Source organism: Pantoea sp. CTOTU50773 (genome assembly GCF_032082325.1).
Taxonomy (GTDB): Bacteria; Pseudomonadota; Gammaproteobacteria; order Enterobacterales; family Enterobacteriaceae; genus Pantoea; species Pantoea communis.
Map to the genome: position 1 here is coordinate 1 of NZ_DAMDQC010000070.1, position 22,265 is coordinate 22,265.

The 22,265-nt window shown below is 54.1% G+C and carries 24 protein-coding genes and 1 other annotated feature; of the genes, 18 read left to right on the forward strand and 6 right to left on the reverse strand.

Annotation, left to right across the window (positions count from 1 at the left end; translation table 11 throughout):
- Window positions 1-559, reverse strand: a 559-nt coding sequence (locus RT340_RS12715; RefSeq protein ID WP_313376327.1) for a four-carbon acid sugar kinase family protein, incomplete at its 3' end; no start/stop codon positions are given.
- Between the two features lie 2 nt (window positions 560-561).
- Entirely contained in the window at window positions 562-1,470 is a 909-nt protein-coding gene (gene ltnD / locus RT340_RS12720; RefSeq protein WP_097116681.1) for an L-threonate dehydrogenase, read from the reverse strand.
- A gap of 259 nt (window positions 1,471-1,729) precedes the next feature.
- On the opposite strand from ltnD, the gene ygbI reads away from it, so the two are divergent.
- On the forward strand, window positions 1,730-2,491 hold the full coding sequence (ygbI, locus tag RT340_RS12725; RefSeq protein ID WP_034824708.1) for a DNA-binding transcriptional repressor YgbI: 762 nt from the start codon (window positions 1,730-1,732) through the stop codon (window positions 2,489-2,491).
- 93 nt (window positions 2,492-2,584) lie between these two features.
- Here ygbI and RT340_RS12730 read toward each other — a convergent pair whose 3' ends face one another.
- Both RT340_RS12730 and RT340_RS12735 read right to left on the reverse strand, forming a co-directional pair.
- The gene (locus tag RT340_RS12730; RefSeq protein ID WP_313376330.1) at window positions 2,585-3,940 is read right to left on the reverse strand and encodes an APC family permease; all 1,356 of its coding nucleotides are present in this window, start codon (window positions 3,938-3,940) and stop codon (window positions 2,585-2,587) included.
- Between the two features lie 358 nt (window positions 3,941-4,298).
- On the reverse strand, window positions 4,299-5,714 hold the full coding sequence (locus RT340_RS12735) for a glutamine synthetase family protein (protein WP_058962043.1): 1,416 nt from the start codon (window positions 5,712-5,714) through the stop codon (window positions 4,299-4,301).
- 213 nt (window positions 5,715-5,927) lie between these two features.
- Between RT340_RS12735 and puuD the strand changes: the two genes are divergently transcribed.
- Genes puuD through RT340_RS12750 form a run of 3 tightly spaced genes read left to right on the forward strand, consistent with a single transcriptional unit; the run spans window position 5,928 to window position 8,548 of the window.
- Complete coding sequence (puuD, locus tag RT340_RS12740) at window positions 5,928-6,692, forward strand: gamma-glutamyl-gamma-aminobutyrate hydrolase (RefSeq protein WP_313376333.1); 765 nt, start codon at window positions 5,928-5,930, stop codon at window positions 6,690-6,692.
- Window positions 6,689-7,246, forward strand: coding sequence for an HTH-type transcriptional regulator PuuR (gene puuR / locus RT340_RS12745; RefSeq protein ID WP_034824711.1), 558 nt, complete (start codon window positions 6,689-6,691; stop codon window positions 7,244-7,246). Before puuD ends, puuR begins: the two co-directional genes overlap by 4 nt.
- Window positions 7,247-7,270: 24 nt before the next feature.
- Window positions 7,271-8,548, forward strand: coding sequence for an NAD(P)/FAD-dependent oxidoreductase (locus tag RT340_RS12750; RefSeq protein WP_097116677.1), 1,278 nt, complete (start codon window positions 7,271-7,273; stop codon window positions 8,546-8,548).
- A gap of 105 nt (window positions 8,549-8,653) precedes the next feature.
- On the opposite strand, the gene RT340_RS12755 is transcribed toward RT340_RS12750, so the two are convergent.
- On the reverse strand, window positions 8,654-9,481 hold the full coding sequence (locus RT340_RS12755) for an SDR family oxidoreductase (protein ID WP_313376336.1): 828 nt from the start codon (window positions 9,479-9,481) through the stop codon (window positions 8,654-8,656).
- Between the two features lie 180 nt (window positions 9,482-9,661).
- Here RT340_RS12755 and hisL point away from each other — a divergent pair, with 180 nt between their 5' ends.
- From hisL to RT340_RS12825, 14 genes are all read left to right on the forward strand, one after another.
- Window positions 9,662-9,709 (forward strand): his operon leader peptide, encoded by a 48-nt coding sequence (hisL, locus tag RT340_RS12760; protein WP_100396937.1) that lies wholly within the window; start codon window positions 9,662-9,664, stop codon window positions 9,707-9,709.
- Window positions 9,685-9,806: a sequence feature (His leader region), on the forward strand. It overlaps the preceding gene by 25 nt.
- 54 nt (window positions 9,807-9,860) lie before the next feature.
- Window positions 9,861-10,760: an ATP phosphoribosyltransferase gene (hisG, locus tag RT340_RS12765; RefSeq protein ID WP_034824735.1), complete on the forward strand. Its 900-nt coding sequence runs from the start codon at window positions 9,861-9,863 to the stop codon at window positions 10,758-10,760.
- 4 nt (window positions 10,761-10,764) lie between these two features.
- Complete coding sequence (gene hisD, locus RT340_RS12770; RefSeq protein ID WP_313376339.1) at window positions 10,765-12,072, forward strand: histidinol dehydrogenase; 1,308 nt, start codon at window positions 10,765-10,767, stop codon at window positions 12,070-12,072.
- Window positions 12,069-13,139, forward strand: coding sequence for a histidinol-phosphate transaminase (gene hisC, locus RT340_RS12775; protein ID WP_313376341.1), 1,071 nt, complete (start codon window positions 12,069-12,071; stop codon window positions 13,137-13,139). The genes hisD and hisC overlap by 4 nt, the downstream gene beginning before the upstream one ends.
- Window positions 13,136-14,203 (forward strand): bifunctional histidinol-phosphatase/imidazoleglycerol-phosphate dehydratase HisB, encoded by a 1,068-nt coding sequence (gene hisB / locus RT340_RS12780; RefSeq protein WP_313376343.1) that lies wholly within the window; start codon window positions 13,136-13,138, stop codon window positions 14,201-14,203. The genes hisC and hisB overlap by 4 nt, the downstream gene beginning before the upstream one ends.
- Entirely contained in the window at window positions 14,203-14,793 is a 591-nt protein-coding gene (gene hisH / locus RT340_RS12785) for an imidazole glycerol phosphate synthase subunit HisH (RefSeq protein ID WP_283216573.1), read from the forward strand. Before hisB ends, hisH begins: the two co-directional genes overlap by 1 nt.
- Window positions 14,793-15,530, forward strand: coding sequence for a 1-(5-phosphoribosyl)-5-[(5-phosphoribosylamino)methylideneamino]imidazole-4-carboxamide isomerase (gene hisA / locus RT340_RS12790; RefSeq protein ID WP_045815223.1), 738 nt, complete (start codon window positions 14,793-14,795; stop codon window positions 15,528-15,530). The genes hisH and hisA overlap by 1 nt, the downstream gene beginning before the upstream one ends.
- Complete coding sequence (hisF, locus tag RT340_RS12795; RefSeq protein WP_313376348.1) at window positions 15,512-16,288, forward strand: imidazole glycerol phosphate synthase subunit HisF; 777 nt, start codon at window positions 15,512-15,514, stop codon at window positions 16,286-16,288. The genes hisA and hisF overlap by 19 nt, the downstream gene beginning before the upstream one ends.
- Entirely contained in the window at window positions 16,282-16,893 is a 612-nt protein-coding gene (gene hisIE / locus RT340_RS12800; RefSeq protein ID WP_034824749.1) for a bifunctional phosphoribosyl-AMP cyclohydrolase/phosphoribosyl-ATP diphosphatase HisIE, read from the forward strand. The genes hisF and hisIE overlap by 7 nt, the downstream gene beginning before the upstream one ends.
- A 117-nt stretch (window positions 16,894-17,010) precedes the next feature.
- On the forward strand, window positions 17,011-18,327 hold the full coding sequence (locus RT340_RS12805) for a HipA domain-containing protein (protein ID WP_313376351.1): 1,317 nt from the start codon (window positions 17,011-17,013) through the stop codon (window positions 18,325-18,327).
- Complete coding sequence (locus RT340_RS12810) at window positions 18,324-18,659, forward strand: helix-turn-helix domain-containing protein (protein ID WP_097116669.1); 336 nt, start codon at window positions 18,324-18,326, stop codon at window positions 18,657-18,659. The genes RT340_RS12805 and RT340_RS12810 overlap by 4 nt, the downstream gene beginning before the upstream one ends.
- Window positions 18,646-19,122 carry a YbaK/prolyl-tRNA synthetase associated domain-containing protein gene (locus RT340_RS12815; protein WP_160832718.1) on the forward strand — a complete coding sequence of 159 codons (477 nt, stop codon included), beginning with the start codon at window positions 18,646-18,648 and terminating at the stop codon, window positions 19,120-19,122. Before RT340_RS12810 ends, RT340_RS12815 begins: the two co-directional genes overlap by 14 nt.
- A 65-nt stretch (window positions 19,123-19,187) precedes the next feature.
- Complete coding sequence (locus RT340_RS12820) at window positions 19,188-19,985, forward strand: ABC transporter substrate-binding protein (protein ID WP_160832717.1); 798 nt, start codon at window positions 19,188-19,190, stop codon at window positions 19,983-19,985.
- A gap of 170 nt (window positions 19,986-20,155) precedes the next feature.
- Complete coding sequence (locus RT340_RS12825; protein WP_313376354.1) at window positions 20,156-21,271, forward strand: M14 family metallopeptidase; 1,116 nt, start codon at window positions 20,156-20,158, stop codon at window positions 21,269-21,271.
- 35 nt (window positions 21,272-21,306) lie between these two features.
- On the opposite strand, the gene gnd is transcribed toward RT340_RS12825, so the two are convergent.
- Window positions 21,307-22,265 (reverse strand): decarboxylating NADP(+)-dependent phosphogluconate dehydrogenase (gene gnd / locus RT340_RS12830; RefSeq protein ID WP_313376356.1); only part of this gene is annotated, 959 nt, incomplete at its 5' end.

Consider the following 22,265-nt stretch of genomic DNA (forward strand, 5'->3'; position numbering starts at 1 on the left):
GCTCGCCCAGCTGTTTACGAACCGCTTCCGCGCCTTTGTCCAGCTGAGCAGCATTGATCACCGCCGCCTGCCCTTTCGCCTGGCGCGTCATCAGAGGCACCAGATTGCTGCAGGTCATTGGTGTCACCGGATGATGACGCATGCCCGATTCAGACAGCAGCTGGTCGGCAACAAACAGATAGCCTTGATACACGGTACGACCGTTTACCGGCAGCGAGGGTGAGATCACCGTTTGCGTCTCGCCCAGTGCGGCCAGCAGTGCATCGGTCACCGGGCCGATATTGCCGTGTTCGGTGCTGTCGAAGGTCGAGCAATATTTGAAGTAAAAACGATCGCAACCCTGCTGTTGCAGCCAGGCCAGCGCTGCCAGAGACTGGTCGATTGCCTGCTGTGCCGGGCAAGAGCGTGACTTCAGGCTGATGACAATCGCCTGCGCGCTCACATCGTCATGACCTTGCGGCACGCCGTTGAACTGAATGGTAGGCAGACCGTTCTGTACCATGAAGCTGGCAATATCCGTTGCACCGGTAAAGTCGTCTGCAATCACGCCTAAACGCATGGTTACTTCTCCTTTGACTCGGGCAGCGTGATGCCGCTGAAAATCTTGATGACTGCGCTGTCATCTTCGCGGCCGTAGCCAGCATTACTCGCTTCGGTAAACATGTTGAGGGCGGTAGACGCCAGCGGCAGTGGGAAATGCAATGATTTCGCGGTATCGGCCACCAGGCTGAGATCTTTCACAAAGATATCGACGGCGGATTTCGGTGAGTAGTCGCCGTCCACCACATGACGCATGCGGTTCTCAAACATCCACGAGTTACCCGCGGCGTTGGTGACCACGTCGTACATGGTGTCGAGTGGAATGCCTGCGCGCGCAGCCAGCGCCATCGCTTCAGCACCCACCGCAATATGTACGCCCGCCAACAGCTGGTGAATAATTTTAACGGTTGAACCCAGGCCGATTTCGCTGCCCACGCGATACACTTTGGCGGCAACCGCATCCAGAACTGGCTTCAGTAGCGCAAAGGCTTCATCGCTGCCAGACGCCATCACGGTCATCTCGCCGACCGCGGCTTTAGCTGCACCGCCCGATACTGGCGCATCCAGCATCAGCAGTTGATGTTGTGCCAGTTGCTGTTCAATCGCCTGTGCATCCTGTGAAGAAATGGTTGAAGAGACCATTACCACGGTGCCCGGCTTGAGTTGTGCCGCCAGACCGGTTTCGCCAAACAGAATCGCTTTCACCTGCGCGGCGTTGACCACCAGCAGCAGTACAGCATCCAACTCTTGCGCGAAGCTGGCAGCGGATGTCTGTGCATCGCGCGCACCCGCCTGGCGCAGGGTTTCCAGCGCCTGCGGATTTAAATCAACGCCCCAGGTGTTCAATCCAGCGCGAATACAGGACTGCGCTGCGCCCATGCCCATGGAACCCAAACCAATGACGCCAATGTTATTCACGGTTGCTGACACAGCACACCTCCGTTGTTAATTTAAGTGATATTTTGTTCAATGCTGTTAATTCTGCCGCAGTTGCTGGTGGAGAAACGTGCGGTAAATCACAAAAATTAACTTACACGCACAGCTTATAACATCGATTCACACCTCTGAATCCCTACGGGAACCCCAGTTCTGGAGGGGTATTTGCTAACATTGGCCTGGGATAAATTGTGCTGCAGGCTGTGAATTGATGCCTTACAATGTGAAAAATTGGTAATTCAGGGAGAGCGATGTGATTCCGGTAGAACGTCATCAACAAATTTTAGCGCTGGTTGCCGAACGCGGCGTGGTGAGCATTGCCGAGCTGACCGAGCGTTTAGGCGTATCACACATGACGATACGTCGTGATGTGCAAAAGCTGGAGGAGCAAGGTGCCGTGCTGTCGGTATCGGGCGGCGTGCGCTCGGCGGATCGTCTGGCTGCTGAGCCATCACATCTGGCGAAAACCAGCATGTACAGCAGTGAAAAGATGGCGATTGGTCAGTTTGCCGCGCGCCATATTCCGCGCAACAGCTGTATTTATCTCGACGCAGGCACCACCACGCTGGCGCTGGCTCGCGAACTGGTCGAGCGTGACGATTTGTTGGTGGTCACCAATGATTTCGTGATTGCCCGGCTATTGATGGAGAGCAGCGGCTGCAAGCTGATTCACACTGGTGGCACCGTCTGTCGCGAGAATCGCTCCAGCGTCGGCGAATCGGCGGCGAGAAGTCTGCGCATGCTAGCGATTGATATCGCGTTTATCTCCGCATCCTGCTGGGGGCCGCGCGGCTTGTTTACACCCGATGAAGATAAGGTTCCGGTCAAGCTGGCGGCCAGCGATGTCAGCAGTAAGCGCGTGCTGTTGAGCGACAGCTCGAAATACAACAAGATTGCCACCCATCTGGCATTACCGCTGGAGCGCTTCGATACCCTCGTAACCGATACAGAATTAAGTAAAGCGGGACGTGAAACGCTTAGTGCGGGGAGTTGGGAGTTGGTGCTGGCGGGTTGAGTTTGCTGGTCTAAAAGCAAAAGGTCGCCAACAAGGCGACCTTTTGCATACGACACGAAGTCTTTATCCGCTGCGCATAATGCGCAACGAAAATTACACTTCTTCGCTGAACTGCGGAACCGGATTGCGGAAGGTGCGAGTAACAAACGCCAGGTAAATAATACCGACCGCTGCCCACACCAGGCCGAGCACCATCGAGGTCTCTTCCAGGTTGATCCACAATGCACCCACTGTCAAAGCACCCATCACTGGCAGTACCAGATAGTTGAGGTGATCTTTCAGCGTCTTGTTACGCTTTTCACGGATCCAGAACTGCGCAATCACTGACAGGTTGACGAAGGTGAATGCCACCAGCGCACCGAAGTTGATCAGCGCAGTGGCGGTCACCAGGTCGAAGTTAATTGCCAGCAGTGCCACAGCACCCACCAACAGCACGTTCAGCGACGGCGTGCGGTATTTCGGATGCACGAAGCCAAAGAAACGCTGCGGGAACACGCCATCACGGCACATCACATACATCAGACGGGCAACGCCCGCGTGTGCCGCCATACCGGAAGCCAGTACGGTAACCACAGAGAAAATCAGGATGCCAATCTGCAGGGCTTTACCTGCCACGAACAGCATGATTTCAGGCTGTGAAGAGTCCGGATTCTGGAAACGCGAGATGTCCGGGAAGTACAGCTGCAGGAAGTAAGAGGCACCGATAAAGATCACACCACCAATCAGCGCGGTCAGGAAAATCGCGCGCGGGATAGTACGTTCTGCATCTTTGGTCTCTTCTGACAGCGAACTGATGCCATCAAAGCCGAGGAACGAGAAGCAAAGTATGGTTGCACCGGTAATCATCGGCACCACATGGGCATTCTCAGACCAGAAAGGCTTGCTGCTGGTCAATGTTCCTGCGCCAACACCGTGCGCCACACCGTAAACCACCATACCAGTAATCACCACCATCACCACAACCTGCAGCACGACGATCACGCTGTTGAAGTTGGCAACGGTTTTGATACCACGGAGGTTAGAGATGGTCATAAAGGCCACCAGCAACACCACGAAAATCCACGACGGAATGCCCGGCACCAGCGTCTCAAAGTAGCTTTTCGCCAGCAGGATGTTGATCATCGGCATGAACAAATAGTCCAGCAGTGATGACCAGCCCACCATAAAGCCGACGTGCGGACTGATAGCCTTCTGAGCATAGGTGTAAGCGGAGCCCGCAGATGGGAAGCGGCGTACCAGCTTGCCGTAGCTCACGGCAGTAAACAGTATCGCGATCAGCGCGAAAGCATAAGCGGTGGCGACGTGGCCGTCGGTCAATCCAGAGACGATACCGAAAGTATCAAACAGGGTCATTGGCTGCATATACGCCAGGCCCATCATGACAACCGGGATCAAGGTCAGGGATTTTTTCAGGTGTGCACGCTGTGGTGCGGCGGTGTTAAGCGACATTGTTCAGGCCCCCAACAGAGGTGATCTGCGGGATACTGCGCAAAGTGCTGCAGTGAGAAGTGATATTAGTGTTTGCGATTGTCGCCGCGCCGTAATCATCACGAAAGCGAGAACCAGCTTGCGCTGGTGCAATTGTAAACAGCCCCATCTTTGTTTTCCTCAAATCTCACGCCCAAGCGTGTTGTCAGTATCTATCTATCCGGATGCGTGTCCGGCCTCGGTAATGTGTGTGTGTACTGCAATCTGCAAAAAAATAACCGACGTGATAAGCGTCGGTTATGTTTCGTATTTTCCAGGGAGCGTATTCTGCCCCAACTTATGCCATCGGCACAAGACGTTAGCGAAATTCTTCTGCGAGTCAGGCGTTCTTCAGCATCCAGTCAATCTCCGTGGCGGTGATAAGCCGTTCAAACTGCATTAACTCGTTCTGTTTGCAGCTATGCCACACGCCGCTGAAATGCTCGCCGAGCAGTTTTTGCAGAGGATAGCTATTCTCGAATTCGTACAGCGCATCGCTCTGTCGCACCGGCAATGGCAGCCCTTCTGCCTCATGTCCATTGCCCTGCACCGCATGCGGTAAGGGTAGCTGATTATCCAGACCGTGCAAAATACCGGCAAGAATTGTTGACACGACCAGGTAAGGATTTGCATCCGCACCGGCCACACGATACTCCACGCGATGGTTATCCACATCGCCGCAGGGAATACGTAAAGCAACAGTTCGGTTATTGTGCCCCCAGGAGGCCTGTAACGGCACGTAGGCTTCCGGTAAGAAGCGGCGATAGGCATTAACGTTCGGTGCCAGAAGTGCCATTGAAGCCGGCATCAAATCGATCATCCCGGCCAGCGCGCGTTTCAACAGCGGTGAATCGCTGCCGTCGTCGAGTGAAAAGGCATTATGATCGGCGGCATCCAGCATGCTGATATGCACATGCATCCCGCTACCCGCGTACTCTTCATAAGGTTTCGCCATAAAGGTCGCAGTCATACCGTGGTTTTCGGCCACCTGACGCACCAGGCGTTTGAGCAAAATCGCATGGTCGCAGGCTTTCAATACATCACGGGTATGGTGCAGGTTGATTTCAAACTGGCCCGGCGAGGCTTCCGCCAGCGCACCATCAGCGGGAATGCCCTGCTGTTTGGCAATATCGTCGATATCCCGCAGAACATCAGCGAAATGGTCGAGATTATCGACTGAATAAACCTGACTCTGGATATTACGTTCGTCACTACCCGGCGCACAGGGTGGCTGGATGTACCCTTCCGCATCACGCTTTTTATCGACCAGATAGAACTCCAGCTCTACCGCTACCACCGGGAATAGCCCTCGATTGCGCAGTTGCTGCCACAGCCGATTGAGGACATTGCGGGGTTCAACGTCAAAGGGAGTGCCATCTTGGTTACACATTGTCAGCAGCAATTGCGCGATGCGTTCAGGATCGGCGGCAGAAGGAATTAAAGTTCCGGGAACCGGGATACAGAGGTTGTCGGGTTCGCCCAGTGACTGTCCGAGTCCGGCTTCTTCGACGGTATTTCCGAGGATATCCATGGCGAAAACCGAGGCCGGGAAGTAACACCCTTTTTCCAGTTTTGCCAATGCAGAGATGGGAATGCGCTTACCGCGAAAGACCCCATTTAAATCATTAAGAAGAATATCGACATACTGCGTTTCAGGATGGCGTTCCAGCCAGGATTTAACCTCCAGCTGGAACGCGCTTGTTCGTTTCTCTTCACTGTGCCGCGTGAAGTCTTCTACTTCTACGAGGTTCGTCATGTTCCCACCCGCCCTTTACCGTTTAATATTGGTTCGCGCAATGCTCAAAATAACAGCCACTCCTCTAACATAGCGCTAACGCAAAAAGTGTGCAAATGTAACAATTCTGTTGAAAGAACGAACAACCGGTTGCTAGATTGACAATATATTGCACACTTTTCAGGCCGGATGCGCAAAAACGGTGAAAATATTGAACAGCAACGCGGAGACGTTATGGGCATTATTTTTGACAAACCCTTGATTGGCGTAGTGATGTGTCAGAACCACATCGGCAGCCATCTCGGGCAAACGGTTCACAATAAGTATCTCGATGCCATCGTGCTTGCCGGTGGTGTTACCTTGCCTTTGCCGCATCAACTGATGCATGCCCCTCATCTATTAGAAAACAGTATGACGCTGCTGGACGGCATTTTGCTTACCGGCAGCCCGAGTAATATCGAACCCTGGCATTACGGTGAAGAAGGTAAAGAGGAGCATGCCGATCCGGCGCGTGACCGCCTCGCCTTCGGCATCATCACTCATGCGATTGGCAAAAAGATGCCGATTTTCGGTATTTGCCGTGGCTTGCAGGAGTTGGTGGTGGCCAACGGGGGTTCCCTGTATCGCCAGCTGCATATGACGCATCTGTTTCAGGAGCATCGTGAAGATGATGCGCTGCCGCTCGAACAGCAATACGCGCCGGTGCATGAGGTTCAGCCTGAAGCGGAAGGTTTGTTGAGCCAGGTGCTTGGCAGCGCTCAATCCTTTGCCGTGAACTCTCTACATGGACAAGGCATCCGCGAACCCGGCCCGCAGCTGCGTATTGAAGCACGTGCGCCTGATGGGCTGATTGAAGCGGTGAGTTTGCGCCAGCATCCGTTTGCACTTGCGGTGCAGTGGCATCCGGAGTGGCACTCCGATGACGACCCGGTTTCGCAACGCCTGTTTGCGGCTTTTATCCACGCGGCTCTCTGTTATCACAAGGAAATACAGCCATGAATGATGCCACTCTGGCGCCCGGACGACGTTTATCGCAAATCCGGCAGGAGATGGGATTGTCTCAGCGTCGCGTCGCTGAGTTGTCAGGACTCACACACAGTGCTATCAGCACCATTGAGCAGGACAAAGTCAGCCCAGCGCTGAGTACCTTGCAGAAATTGCTGAAGGTGTACGGCTTGTCGTTGTCAGAGTTTTTCTCGGAGCCAAAGGTAAACAGCACGCCGCGCGTGATCGTACGTCCGGAAGAGTGCGTTGAGATCGGCAGCCTCGGCGTGTCGTTGCGTTTGGTGGAGAACGGCGCTGAAAAACGTGCGCTGGCGATGTTGATTGAACGCTACGAACCGGGTTCCAGCACCGGAGAGAAACTGCGTCATCCTGGTGAAGAGACCGGCACGGTGCTGGAAGGAGAAATCACGCTGGTGGTTAATGGTCAGAGTTATCACCTTTATTGTGGCGAGAGTTACGTGATCGATACCGGCTTGCCGCACAGTTTTACCAATACGTCTGAGCTGCCGTGTCGCATCGTCAGTGCGCACACCCCAGCGAATTTCTGAGTTCACGCGCTAAAGGAGGATGTGATGCAACATGTGGGAAGTTATTACGCCGCAACCGCGAATGCGCATGAGCCGTGGCCCGAACTGCAGGAATCGGTGCAGTGTGATGTCTGTATTATTGGCGGCGGATTTACCGGCCTCTCCTCGGCGCTGTTTTTGACCGAAGCCGGTTATGACGTGGTGCTACTCGAAGCGGCAAAGATTGGTTTCGGAGCCAGCGGTCGTAACGGCGGCCAGGTAGTGAATTCTTACAGCCGCGATGTGGATGTAATTGAACAACGCTACGGCAAAGATGTGGCGAAGATGCTGGGCAATATGATGTTTGAGGGCGCGGAGATTATTCGCGATCGCATCGACCGTTATGCTATCGCCTGTGATTACCGTCCTGGCGGCATTTTTGCCGCGTTGAATCAGCGTCAGATGGGCCACTTGCGCAGCCAAAAAGCCAACTGGGAGCGCTATGGTAACCATAATCTGGAGCTGCTGGATGAGCGCGCGATTCGTCGCGAAGTGGCGACCGATCGCTATGTCGGCGGCTTGCTGGATAAGCGCGGCGGGCATCTGCATCCGTTAAACCTGGCACTGGGTGAAGCGGAAGCGATTCGCCGTCACGGTGGGCGCATCTATGAACAATCTGCGGCACTGGAAGTGAAGTATGGCGAGCCGCATCGGGTTAAGACCGCTAAAGGTGAAGTCACTGCCACCTTTGTGATTTTTGCCGGTAATGCTTATCTCCCCTCACAACTTGAACCGCGCCTGAGCCGTAAAAGCATGCCGTGTGGCTCGCAAATCCTCACCACCGAGCCATTAAGCCGCGACCAGGCGTTGGGTTTATTGCCGAACAATCACTGCGTCGAAGATTGTAATTATCTGCTGGATTACTTCCGCCTCACCGCCGATAACCGCCTGCTGTACGGCGGCGGTGTGGTGTATGGCGCACGTGAGCCGGATGATATAGAAGCACTGATCCGCCCTAAGTTGTTACGCACTTTCCCTCAACTGAAAGATGTGAAATTCAGCCATCGCTGGAGCGGTAACTTCCTGCTGACGCTGTCACGTATGCCGCAGTTTGGGCAAATCGAGAAGAATGCCTTCTTTATGCAGGGGGATAGCGGACATGGCGTGACCTGTACCCACTTGTCGGGAAGGCTGATTGCCGAGGTGCTGCGCGGACAGGCAGAAAGGTTTGATGCCTTTGCCAAATTGCCACACCTGCCATTTCCGGGTGGGAGACGGTTTAAAGTGCCACTGACGGCGATGGGTGCGGTGTGGTATGCGTTAAGGGATCGGTTGGGGGTTTAGGCTAACGTATTATAGCGGCGCAGTTTATTGCGAGTGTTATTTAAAACCCGCGATAAATCGCGCCGCTAGCGAAATAGTGCAGAAGTCTGCACTCGCACGTCAATCTCACTCCAGCGGCATCTTCATCGGGTCATCGTAGCTGTACTCAAATCCCAGCTCGTTGCAGATCTTCGAGCCATCGACCACCTTCCCCGCCGACCGCTCCGGCTCAGCAACGAACGTTGGTGCCACCAGCCCCAGCTGCTTCGAAACAAACGGATAAAAATCATCACGTGCCGGGTGTTTCGAGGCACACAGGTTATACACCCGCCCCCCTTTAGGCGTTTGCAGCAACAGTACAATCGCATCCACCACATCATCGAGATGCACCAGATTTACCGCGTGACCGCCGTTTTCCAATCCCGTTTTGCCGGCCAGAAATCGACCCGGATGGCGATTCGGACCCACCAGTCCCGCCAAACGGACAATATCCACGCTGGTGCCCGGCAGATCGTGCAGCCAGTTTTCCAGTTCCACCAGCGTTTTACCGGCCACACTCTCCGGCTGCAACTCACTACTTTCTTTCATTACGCCCGAACCGGTGCCGTACACCGACGACGAACTGGTGAAGATGATGCGCGGAACCTTGTGCGCCAATGCGGTATCCACCACATTTTGCACTGCTTGCATATAGTCTTCGCCACCCTGTACGGTGCGGCTGGCGGGTAACGTCACCACCAGCGCGTCCACCGCCATTAGCGTGGCCAACTCATCTGCTTCACATTCAATCTCGGGTGTTAGCACCAGTTGAAATGCCTCAATACCGCAGCGGCGCGCAGCATCCACACCATCGGGGGAGGTTTTGCTGCCGGTCACCTGCCAGCCGCGCGCCGTCAGCGCCATCGCCAGCGGCATACCCAGCCATCCCAGACCTACAATCGCGACTTTTTTCATACCGACTCCTGCTTTCCAGCGCTAAGACACTTCATCTTAGTCCCAGCGATTATGGCAAACCAGCGCAAACTGTTGCGGAAGGTTCCGAGAACTGACGTTAAAAAAGGGTTGCCAAGCGCCGCCATCTTCGTTAGGTTAACCAGCACGCAAATGAATACTCATTCAGCAACGGAATTTACTATGACACGCGTTCAGTTCAACCACCATCATCACCATCATCCTGACTAGTCTTTCAGGCGATGTGTGCTGGGAGACGATTAGGATCTTCCAGTGGTGCGAACGCAAAGAGAGCCCCCGGAAGATCATCTTCCGGGGGTTTTTTTATGGGCGAACGCAACCCCACTGAGTTCAGACAGGATTGAATAAGAGGACAGGAACCATGTTAGATAACACCCGTATTCGCATAGCTATGCAGAAATCTGGCCGTTTAAGTGATGAATCACGCGAACTGCTTGCCCGCTGCGGTATCAAAATCAACCTTCAGCAGCAGCGTCTGATTGCGTTTGCGGAGAACATGCCTATCGATATCCTGCGTGTACGTGATGACGATATCCCTGGCCTGGTGATGGATGGCGTGGTGGATCTCGGCATCGTCGGTGAAAACGTGCTGGAAGAAGAGCTGCTGGACCGCCGCGCACAAGGCGAAGACCCGCGCTACTTCACCCTGCGTCGTCTCGATTTCGGCGGTTGCCGCCTGTCGCTGGCGATGCCAGTGGATGCGGAATACACCGGCCCGCAGTGCCTGCAGAACTCACGTATTGCCACCTCTTATCCGCACCTGCTGAAGAAATATCTCGATAAGCAAGGCGTCTCCTTTAAGTCTTGCCTGCTGAACGGTTCGGTGGAAGTCGCGCCACGTGCGGGTTTGGCCGATGCCATTTGCGACCTGGTATCGACCGGTGCCACCCTTGAAGCCAACGGCCTGCGTGAAGTGGAAGTCATCTACCGCTCTAAAGCGGTACTGATTCAACGCGATGGCGAGCTGCCAGCAGCCAAGCAAGAACTGATCGACAAAATGATGACGCGTATTCAGGGCGTGATCAAAGCGCGTGAATCCAAATACATCATGCTGCACGCGCCAAGCGAGCGCCTGGAAGAAGTGATCGCCCTGCTGCCAGGTGCCGAGCGCCCAACCGTATTGCCACTGGCAGGCGAAGTGAGCCGCGTGGCGATGCACATGGTGAGCAGTGAAACCCTGTTCTGGGAAACCATGGAAAAACTGAAAGCGCTGGGTGCCAGCTCGATCCTCGTACTGCCAATCGAAAAAATGTTGGAGTAACAGCATGAGCACAATCATGACCCCGATTGACTGGCAACAGTGTGATGAACAACAGCAGCAAGCGCTGCTGATGCGCCCGGCGATTTCTGCCTCGGCGAGCATCAGCGAAGTGGTGCGCGATGTGCTGACGAAAGTAAAGGAAGAAGGCGATGACGCCCTGCGTGAATTCAGCGCGCGCTTCGACAAAGCGCAGGTGGAAAACCTGCGCGTCACGCCAGCAGAGATGCAAGCCGCCAGCGACCGTTTGAGCGACAAGTTGAAGCAGGCGATGGCAGTGGCTGTCGGTAATATCGAAACTTTCCATAACGCGCAGATTCTGCCCGCGGTGGATATTGAGACCCAGCCGGGCGTGCGCTGCCAGCAGATTACCCGTCCTGTGCAATCTGTGGGGCTGTATATTCCAGGCGGATCTGCCCCGCTGTTCTCCACGGTATTAATGCTGGCAACCCCAGCACGTATCGCCGGTTGTGGTCGTGTGGTGCTCTGTTCGCCCCCGCCGATTGCCGATGAAATTCTTTATGCGGCGCAACTGTGCGGCGTAAAAGAGGTGTTTCAGGTAGGCGGTGCGCAAGCGATTGCTGCGCTGGCCTTCGGCACCGAAACCGTACCAAAAGTGGACAAGATCTTTGGCCCTGGCAACGCCTACGTCACCGAAGCGAAACGCCAGGTGAGCCAGCGTTTAGATGGTGCTGCTATTGATATGCCTGCTGGCCCATCAGAGGTTTTGGTGATTGCTGATGAAGGTGCCACACCGGCATTTGTCGCTTCTGATCTGCTATCACAAGCAGAGCACGGCCCGGATTCACAGGTTATCTTGCTGACCCCTTCGCTGAAACTGGCAGAAGGCGTGGCGCTCGCAGTGGAAGAGCAGTTGGCACAGCTGCCACGTGCGGCCACCGCGCGTCAGGCACTGGAGAGTAGCCGTCTGATTGTATTGCGCGATCTGGCGCAGTGTGTGGAGATCTCCAACCTGTATGGCCCGGAGCACCTGATTATTCAGACGCGCCAGCCACGTGATCTGGTGGATGCGATCACCAGCGCCGGTTCGGTGTTCCTTGGCGATTGGTCACCGGAATCGGCTGGAGATTATGCCTCTGGTACCAACCATGTGTTGCCGACGTATGGCTATACCGCAACCTGTTCCAGCCTGGGTCTGGCCGATTTTCAGAAGCGCATGACGGTGCAAGAGTTGACGCCGCAAGGCTTCCTCAATCTGGCTGCCACCATTGAAACCCTGGCTGCTGCTGAGCAGTTAGAAGCCCACAAAAACGCCGTTACCCTGCGTGTTGCCGCGCTGAAGGAGCAAGCATGAGCATTGAAGATTTAGCCCGCGCCAATGTGCGCGCGTTGACGCCGTATCAATCTGCGCGTCGTTTAGGGGGTAATGGTGATGTATGGCTGAACGCCAACGAATTTCCACTGCCGGTGCCCTTTGAGCTGTCACAGCAAACGCTGAACCGCTATCCGGAATGCCAGCCGAAGCTTGTGATTGAGCGCTATGCGGCTTTTGCCGGTTTATCGCCGGAGCAAGTGATTGTCAGTCGTGGTGCTGATGAAGGCATTGAGCTGTTAATGCGCGCCTTCTGTGAGCCGGGCAAAGATGCGATTCTGTTCTGCCCGCCGACATACGGCATGTACAGCGTGAGCGCGGAAACCATCGGCATCGAGTATCGCACCGTGGCAGCATTGGATGACTGGCAGCTGAATCTGCCCGCCATTGCCGAACAGTTAGACGGCGTGAAAGTGGTCTACATGTGCAGCCCGAACAATCCGACCGGCAACCTGATCAATCAAGACGATATCCGTAAACTGCTGGAGATGACCGCCGGTAAAGCACTGCTGGTCGCCGATGAAGCCTATATCGAGTTTTGCCCGGAGGCGACTCTCGCAGGTTGGTTGAAAGAATATCCACATCTGGTGATCCTGCGCACGCTATCAAAAGCCTTTGCGCTGGCTGGCCTGCGCTGTGGCTTTACGCTGGCCAACAAGCCCGTGATCGACCTGTTGATGAAAGTGATCGCGCCTTACCCGCTGGCGACCCCGGTTGCTGATGTCGCGGGACAGGCGCTGAGCGAAGAAGGCATTGCGCTGATGCGTAAGCATGTCGCCGAACTCAACGCCAATCGTGCATGGCTGTTTGAACAACTGCCACAGCTGAACGTGGTGCAGAAGGTGTTCCCGAGCGAAACCAACTACATTCTGGCGCGCTTCACTGATTCGCCAAAAGTGTTTAAAACGCTGTGGGATCAAGGCATTATTCTGCGCGACCAAAACAAAAACCCCGGCCTTGCGGGATGCCTGCGCATCTCCATCGGCACCCGTAAAGAGTGCGAGCGCCTGATCGCCGCGCTGCAAGCCTTATCAGTGGAGCAAGCATGAGTCAGAAGACCCTTTTTATCGACCGCGACGGTACCATCATCTCTGAGCCGCCAACGGATTTTCAGGTTGATCGCATGGAGAAGCTGGCGTTTGAAAAAAACGCCATCCCTGCGCTGCTGGCCCTGCAAAATGCCGGCTATCAGCTGGTGATGATCACCAATCAGGATGGCCTGGGCACCGACAGCTTCCCACAGGCTGATTTTGATGGCCCACACAACCTGATGATGCAGATTCTGACTTCACAGGGCGTGAACTTCAGCGACATCTTGATCTGCCCGCATAAGCCGGAAGATAACTGCGATTGCCGCAAGCCGAAAACCAAAATGGTGGAAGCCTGGCTGGCACAAGGCGCACTGGACACCGCAGACAGCTACGTGATTGGCGATCGCCTGACCGATATCCAGCTGGCGGAGAACATGGGCATTCAGGGCCTGCGTTACGGTGCAGAAGGTATTGACTGGGACGCGATCCAGGCACGCCTGACCAAACGTGACCGCCATGCGCTGGTACAACGCAACACCAAAGAGACGCAGATCAAAGTGGAAGTGTGGCTGGACCGCGAAGGCGGCAGCAAGATCAATACCGGTGTCGGCTTCTTTGACCACATGCTGGACCAGATTGCCGTACACGGCGGCTTCCGCATGAACATCGACGTGAAAGGCGATCTCTACATCGACGATCACCACACCGTGGAAGATACCGGTCTGGCGCTGGGTGAAGCGCTGCTGAAAGCGCTGGGCGACAAGCGAGGCATCGGCCGTTTCGGCTTCGTGCTGCCGATGGACGAGTGCCTGGCACGCTGCGCACTGGATATCTCTGGTCGTCCGCATATCGAGTTTAAAGCCGAGTTCAGCTATCAGCGTGTCGGCGATCTCAGTACCGAGATGGTTGAGCACTTCTTCAGCTCCCTCTCCTACGCCATGATGAGCACTCTGCACCTGAAAACCAAAGGCAAGAACGACCATCATCGTGTGGAAAGCCTGTTTAAAGCCTTTGGCCGCACCCTGCGCCAGGCAATTCGCGTGGATGGCAACACCCTGCCGAGTTCGAAAGGAGTGCTGTGATGAACGTGGTGATTCTCGATACCGGGTGCGCCAACCTTTCCTCCGTGAAGTGGGCGATTGAGCGCCTCGGCTACACGCCAGAAGTGAGCCGCGATCCGGATGTGGTGCTGCGCGCCGAGAAGCTGTTGTTGCCAGGCGTGGGCACAGCCCAAGCCGCCATGAACCAGTTGCAGGAGCGTGACCTGATCGATCTGATCAAAGCATGTACCCAACCGGTACTCGGCATTTGTCTTGGTATGCAGTTGCTTGGTCGCGGGAGCGATGAGAATGGCGGCGTGACCACACTGGGTCTGGTGGATGAACCGGTCTCGCTGATGGATACCCAGGGTTTGCCCTTGCCACATATGGGCTGGAACCAGATCACCTCGCAGGCGGGTAACCACCTGTTCCGTAATATCCCGGACGGCAGCTACTTCTATTTTGTGCACAGCTACGCCATGCCAGTGAATGCCGCCACCATCGCTCAGTGCGATTACGGCCATCCGTTCACCGCTGCGTTGCAGAAAGATAATTTCTTCGGCGTGCAGTTTCACCCGGAGCGTTCTGGCAAAGCAGGCGCGCAGTTGCTGAAAAACTTCCTGGAGATGTGATGATTATCCCCGCATTAGATTTAATCGACGGCAAAGTGGTGCGTCTGCATCAGGGCGACTACGGTCAGCAGCGCGACTACGGTAGCGATCCGCTGCCACGCCTGCAGGATTACGAACGTCAGGGCGCGGAAGTGCTGCACCTGGTGGATCTCACTGGCGCCAAAGATCCGGCTAAACGCCAAATCCCTCTGCTCACTACCTTGCTGCGCGGCGTGAATGTACCGGTGCAGGTCGGTGGCGGTATTCGCAATCGCGAAGATGTGGCGGCTTTACTGGCAGCCGGCGCGACTCGCGTGGTGGTCGGTTCCACGGCAGTGAAACAGCCAGAGGAAGTGAAAAGCTGGTTCAACGAGTTCGGCGCGGATGCCATTGTACTGGCGCTGGATGTTCGCATTGACGCCAACAATCGCAAAGAAGTGGCAATCAGTGGCTGGCAGGAAGCGGCTGGCGTAACGCTGGAAGAAGTGATTGGCTGGTATCAACCAGTTGGCCTGAAGCACGTGCTGTGCACCGATATCTCCCGCGATGGCACGTTAAGTGGTTCCAACGTGGCGCTGTATAAAGAAGTGTCTGATGCCTTCCCGGATATTGCGTTCCAGAGTTCCGGCGGCATCGGCTCGCTGGATGACATCGCGGCCTTACGTGGCAGTGGCGCACAGGGCGTGATTGTCGGTCGTGCTTTACTGGAAGATAAATTCACCGTAGCGGAGGCGATTGCATGCTGGCAAAACGGATAATTCCTTGTCTCGATGTCCGTGACGGACAAGTGGTGAAAGGCGTGCAGTTCCGCAACCACGAAATTATTGGCGATATCGTGCCACTGGCGCAGCGCTATGCGCAGGAAGGCGCTGACGAGCTGGTGTTCTATGATATCACCGCCTCTTCCGATGGCCGTGTGGTGGATAAAAGCTGGGTGTCACGCGTCGCAGAAGTGATTGATATTCCGTTCTGCGTGGCGGGCGGTATCAAGAGTGAGGAGGATGCCACGCGCATTCTGCAGTTCGGTGCGGATAAGATCTCCATCAACTCCCCGGCGCTGGCTGACCCGACGCTGATCACGCGTCTGGCGGATCGCTTTGGTGTACAGTGCATCGTGGTGGGTATTGATACCTGGTTCGATGAAGCCACCGGCAAGTATCACGTCAATCAATATACCGGCGATGAATCCCGTACGCGGGTTACGACCTGGGAAACCCTCGATTGGGTGCAGGAAGTGCAAAAGCTGGGCGCGGGTGAAATCGTACTGAATATGATGAACCAGGATGGCGTGCGTAACGGCTACGACCTGGTGCAACTGAAGAAAGTGCGTGACGTGTGTAAGGTGCCCCTGATCGCTTCTGGCGGCGCGGGCACCATGCCGCACTTCCTCGAAGCCTTTGAACAGGCAAACGTCGATGGCGCGCTGGCCGCTTCAGTGTTTCACAAACAAATTATCAATATCGGCGAGTTGAAAAACTTCCTGATCGACAACGGTGTGGAGATTCGCGCGTGTTAACTGCAGAACAACTGGCCAAACTAGATTGGGCCAAAACCGCGGGCATGATGCCCGTCATCGTCCAGCATAACGTTTCTGGCGAAGTGCTGATGCACGGTTATATGAATGAGGAAGCGCTGCAAAAGACGCTGGCGGAAGGCAACGTCACCTTCTTCTCTCGCACCAAGAATCGCCTGTGGACCAAAGGGGAAACCTCCGGTCATTTCCTGCAGGTGGCGAGCATCACGCCGGATTGTGATAACGATACGCTGCTGGTGCTGGCAAACCCGATTGGGCCAACCTGCCACCTTGGCACCTCAAGCTGCTTCTCACCGGCGGCGCCAGATTGGGCGTTCCTCTATCAGCTGGAGCAGCTGCTGGCTTCACGTAAGAGCGCCGATCCTGAGAGTTCTTACACCGCGAAACTGTATGCCAGCGGCACCAAACGTATCGCGCAGAAAGTCGGTGAAGAAGGCGTGGAAACCGCACTGGCAGCCACAGTGAACGATCGCCACGAACTGACCAACGAAGCGTCTGATCTGCTGTATCATCTGATGGTGCTGCTGCAGGATCAGGAGCTGGATTTGAGCACGATTATTAATAATCTGCGGGCGCGTCATAAGTAACAGATTGTGCAATAAGCTGCTCAAAATTGACATTTCAAAACTATTTTGAGCAGCATACTTCTCAAAAAAAGCAAAGCTAGTTAAAATTGAGCAATATACTGCTCATTGGAGGTTAGCATGCTTATCCTACAGCTCTACCTTGATGGAAACTGGCACGACGTTGCCGAGCTTGATGTTAAAGAGCCTTCTAAAGGTCGTGAAAGCGCAGCACTTCTTGCTTATGACTTCAATTATGCAGCTGAACATCTCGACCGAAACGATATCGCTAGCTGTAGTTTGAATTATCCCGTAATGCTGATAGGCAGCCATTTTGCGCAGCCTTGGTTTGGTTTCCTCGACGATATTGTCCCAGCGGGAGCAAGCCGACGTTATTGGATTCAGCATCTTGGTTTACAGAGTAAATCTTCAGCTGAGCAAGATTATGCGCTATTGAAAGCCGGCACCATTGCGCCTGTTGGAAATTTACGTATCAAAGATTCCCTACCCCAACTCCCTGAAAATAGCCAACTCAAGACTCGCCGTTTTCCTGCCGAATGGGCGATTGAGAGAGACAGTGATTTTCTTGAATATGCGCAACAAATGGGAGCCGCCAGCGGCGGCGCAACAGGTGCGGGAGGGGAAGCGCCAAAACTGCTGCTACGACGAAATACAAACAGCGAAGTGTGGATTGATACCTGGCAAGATGATCAACAGAACCGGGATATCCCTTATCTGGTCAAATATCCGCGTGGATCACGAAGCCCAATCGACTGCGACATCCTGCGCGCAGAATATCATTTCTATCATGAGTTACAGGCCATGGGTGTAGAGACGATTGACACGCAGGAGATGTTGCTATGCGAAGGTGAACGATACCCCTCGCTTTGGCTACCACGCTTTGATATTGCGTTTGTTGAAAACAGAAAAGTCATGTACGGGCTTGAATCCATCTATTCGTTAATGAAAAAACCACCGGGTAGTTATCTCAATCATTTTGAGGTCATTCGCTGCCTGGTTGAGCGATTAGCTTTAACAGGTGAAGATCGCGAAAAGTTGGTCAGTGAATGGGTTAAACGTGACATGCTCAATGTAGCATTTGGTAATTCAGATAATCATGGGCGCAATAGTGCCATTCTAAAAAAACCATCAGGGATGTGGCTTGCACCGGTATATGACTTCGCACCGATGAAAGCCGATCCAGAAGGCGTGGTGCGAACAACCCAATGGGGTTCACCTTACGAAGAGGGTGGCCATTACAATTGGCAGTTGATTGCTCAACAGCTCAACGAGTTTATCCCTGAAGCGTCATTACTCAATTCGTTGCGTGAGTTAACCCGCAAGCTCGCTGGGTTAAAATCCCGCCTTGCCGCTCGGGGTGTACCACAGTCAATTCTGGAAATGCCAGGCATTGGTTTTAACTATCTCGAAGAACGTATCGCGGGGTGGCAAATATGAAGAAATCGATGACGCCTTTTGAGCGAGAAGCGATGCTGCTAGGCCTTCTTCAGCAATTTATTGAGGAGAAGTTAACTCATGGCCAACTCTTAATGCAGCTTCGTAAAAAGGTGCTGGGGTTTTCACAGGAACGCTATGCCAGCTTAGCGGGCATCAGTCGTCGCACGTTATCTGACATTGAGCTGGACAAAGAAAGTATTACGCTGACTACGTTGAATCGCGTATTTAAACCTCTGGGATTGAAACTGGGCTTGCTGCCACGCCAAAAACATATGATGCAGGAATTACTCAGCAATCTTACTCAACAGGGAGCCCCTGATGACCACTCATGAAAAACTGATCGTCCTGCTCGACCAGCACAACGCCCGTTATCGCGTGATGGAACATCCCGCGACTGGAAAATGTGAAGCTGTTGCTGAGATTCGCGGGACGGAAGTGGGACAAGGCGCCAAAGCATTGGTGTGCCATGTCAAAGGTAACGGTATCAAACAGCATGTGCTGGCGGTTCTGCCGGCTGATCAACAGGCGGATTTGAGCAAAGTGGCCGAAGCGGTTGGCGGTCGTCGTGCTTCGTTAGCCTCTCCGGCTGAAGTGGATGCGTTAACCGGCTGCGTGTTTGGTGCTATTCCACCTTTCAGCTTCCATCCTGATCTACAACTGGTCGTCGACCCGCTGCTGTTTGAACGCTACGACGAAATCGCCTTTAACGCGGGTCTGCTGGAAAAATCAGTGGTACTGAGTGTGGCGGATTATCGCACCATGCATAATGGTAACGTCATGAAAATAATCTGCTAATTGCCATGGCGGACAGTGATCGGTACTCTGCGTTATTCCACATCACGAAAAAGAAGACCGAAATTATGGCAAGTTCTCGTTTTACTGCCCGCCTGCGTCAGACGCTGGCGCTGGCTGTGCTGGCAGGTTGCGCATTTGGCGCACAGGCAAAGATTGAACAAGTACGCTTCGCTGTTGATCCAACCTACCCTCCTTTCGAATCCAAAACCCCGCAGGGCAAACTGGTGGGTTTTGATATCGACCTGGGCAACGCACTGTGTGAGCAGATGCAAACCAAATGCGTGTGGGTTGAGAGCCAGTTCGACGGCATGATTCCAGCGCTGAAAGCCCGCAAGTTTGATGCCATCCTGTCGGATATGGGTATTACTGAAGAGCGTCTGAAACAGATCGACTTCACCGTGCCGCTCTATGATACGCACACCCAATTAATTGCACGCAAAGGCTCTGGCCTGCTGCCAACGGCTGAATCGCTGAAAGGCAAAACGGTTGGTGTTGAGCAGGGAACCGTGCAGGAGCGCTATGCACTGGCAAAATGGCAGCCACACGGCGTGAACGTGGTGCCTTATGGCGATCAGGCACAGGTTGAAAGTGATTTGATCTCTGGTCGTCTGGATGTGGTATTTACCGATGCAGCACAGGCAGCTAACGGCTTCCTGAAACATCCGCAAGGCAAAGATTTCGAGCTGGCTGGCCCGATTGTGGAAGACCCGATTATCGGTCCAGGTACAGCGATTGGACTGCGTAAAGGTGATGAAGAGCTGAAAACAGCCCTTGATAACGCCTTTGCTGAAATCAAGAAAAACGGCACTTTTGACAAGATCCAGAAGAAGTACTTCGCCACCGATATCTCGATCCAGCATTAATCAATGCAGGGGCGGTCTTCAGGCCGCCCTGTTCGCGCTGCTAACATGAGCAAGCGCAAATTTAGCGGCTTCATACCCGCTCATTTTCACAGCAGCACTATAATTCCAGTCAATAAAATTAATCAGGCACGACGTTCAGCGTGCCGTAGATACAGGACATCGACCACGCCATGCAACAACAACATCATCCCTTGTTAAGTGCTTCCCTCGGTACACAGCGCGAAATCGTCAGCTTTCATTTCGGTACCGATTCCCAGCAGCGCGTTTACATTCAGGCGGCACTGCACGGTGATGAACTGCCGGGTATGGCGGTGGCGTGGTATCTGAAACACAGGCTGCTGGCACTGGAATCGGCCGGGCAGCTCAAATCCAAAATTACGCTGGTGCCGGTGGCAAATCCGCTGGCGATGGGGCAACACTGGCACGGCAGCCATTTGGGCCGATTCCATACGCTTTCAGGTCAGGATTTCAATCGCCGTTTCCCGGCGTTAGGCGATACCCTGGTTGAAGAGTTGGCCGGTTCGTTGACGCAGAGTGAATATGAGAACAAACGGTTGATCCGTGATGCCATTGATCGCCACTATCGCGATCGCATTGCTAAAACCGAACTGGATGCACAACGCTTCACGCTGATGCGTATGGCCAGTCAGGCGGATTTGATGATTGATATACACTGCGACTGGGACGCATTGCCGCATCTCTACACGACCCCGCATGCGTGGCAGGATATCGAGCCTTTAGCGCGTTGGTTAGGTAGCGAAGTACAGCTTCTGGCCCAAATCTCTGGTGGCGAGCCGTTTGATGAAGCCTGCTGCGAGCCGTGGTTAACGTTGGCCGAGCGGTTTGGTGGTGAGTATCCGATGCCACGGGGTTTGTTGCCAGTGACGTTAGAATTACGTGGGGTTGCTGATGTTTCGCCAGAACAGGCGGAGAAGGATGCGGATGCGATTATTAATGCCTTGATTGAGGGTGGCTACATTGCGGGTGAAGTGGGTGAGTCCCCTGCTCTGATCAACCCTGCAACGCCGCTGGCAGGTTGTGAGTATATTCATGCGCCGCATTCTGGGCTGTTGTTGAATCGCCGTGAATTGGGCGAGTGGATCAAGCCGGGTGAAGTAGTGGCAGAGATTGTGGACCCGATTACCGACCAGGTGACGCCGCTAGTGGCAGAGTTTGGTGGGGTGCTGTATGCAAGGAACCTGATGAAGTTTGCTACGGCGGGGATGCTGGTGGTGCGGTTGGCGGGGGAAAATGCGGGTAGAGAGGGAGAGTTGCTGGTGGGGTAAAAAATTGAGGCTTCCCGAAGGAAGCCTCTCTGCTATTAGTCCAGCCACTCAGTGTGGAAAACACCGTCTTTATCAATGCGCTTGTAAGTATGCGCACCGAAGTAGTCACGCTGAGCCTGAATCAGGTTAGCTGGCAGAACTTCTGAACGATAGCTGTCGTAATAGGCGATGGCTGCCGAGAAGGTCGGAGTCGGGATGCCGTTCTGAATCGCGTAAGAAACAACATCACGCAGCGCCTGCTGGTATTCGTCAGCAATGTTTTTGAAGTATGGATCCAGCAACAAGTTTGCGATATCCGCGTTGCTTGCGTACGCATCAGTGATCTTCTGCAAGAACTGAGCACGGATGATGCAGCCAGCACGGAAGATCTTGGCGATTTCACCGTAGTGCAGGTCCCAGTTGTTCTCTTCTGAAGCAGCGCGTAACTGAGAGAAGCCCTGAGCGTATGAAACGATTTTGCCCAGATACAGTGCGCGACGTACTTTCTCAACAAACTCCGCTTTGTCACCGGTGAAAGCTTTAGCCTGCGGACCGCTCAGTACTTTAGAAGCTGCAACACGCTGCGTCTTCAAGGAAGACAGGTAACGAGCGAATACTGATTCGGTGATCAGTGACAGTGGCTCGCCAAGGTCAAGAGAGCTCTGGCTGGTCCACTTACCGGTGCCCTTATTAGCTGCCTCATCAAGGATCACATCAACCAGATATTTACCGTCTTCATCTTTCTTGGTGAAGATATCTTTGGTGATGTCGATCAGGTAGCTGCTCAGCTCACCATTGTTCCAGTCAGTGAAAGTCTTAGCCAACTCTTCGTTGTTCAGACCCAATGCGCCTTTCAACAGCGCATAAGCTTCAGCGATCAGCTGCATGTCGCCATATTCAATGCCGTTATGAACCATCTTCACATAGTGACCAGCGCCGTTTGGACCGATGTAAGCAACACAAGCTTCACCGTCTTCAGCACGCTCAGCGATTTTGTCCAAAATTGGGGCAACCA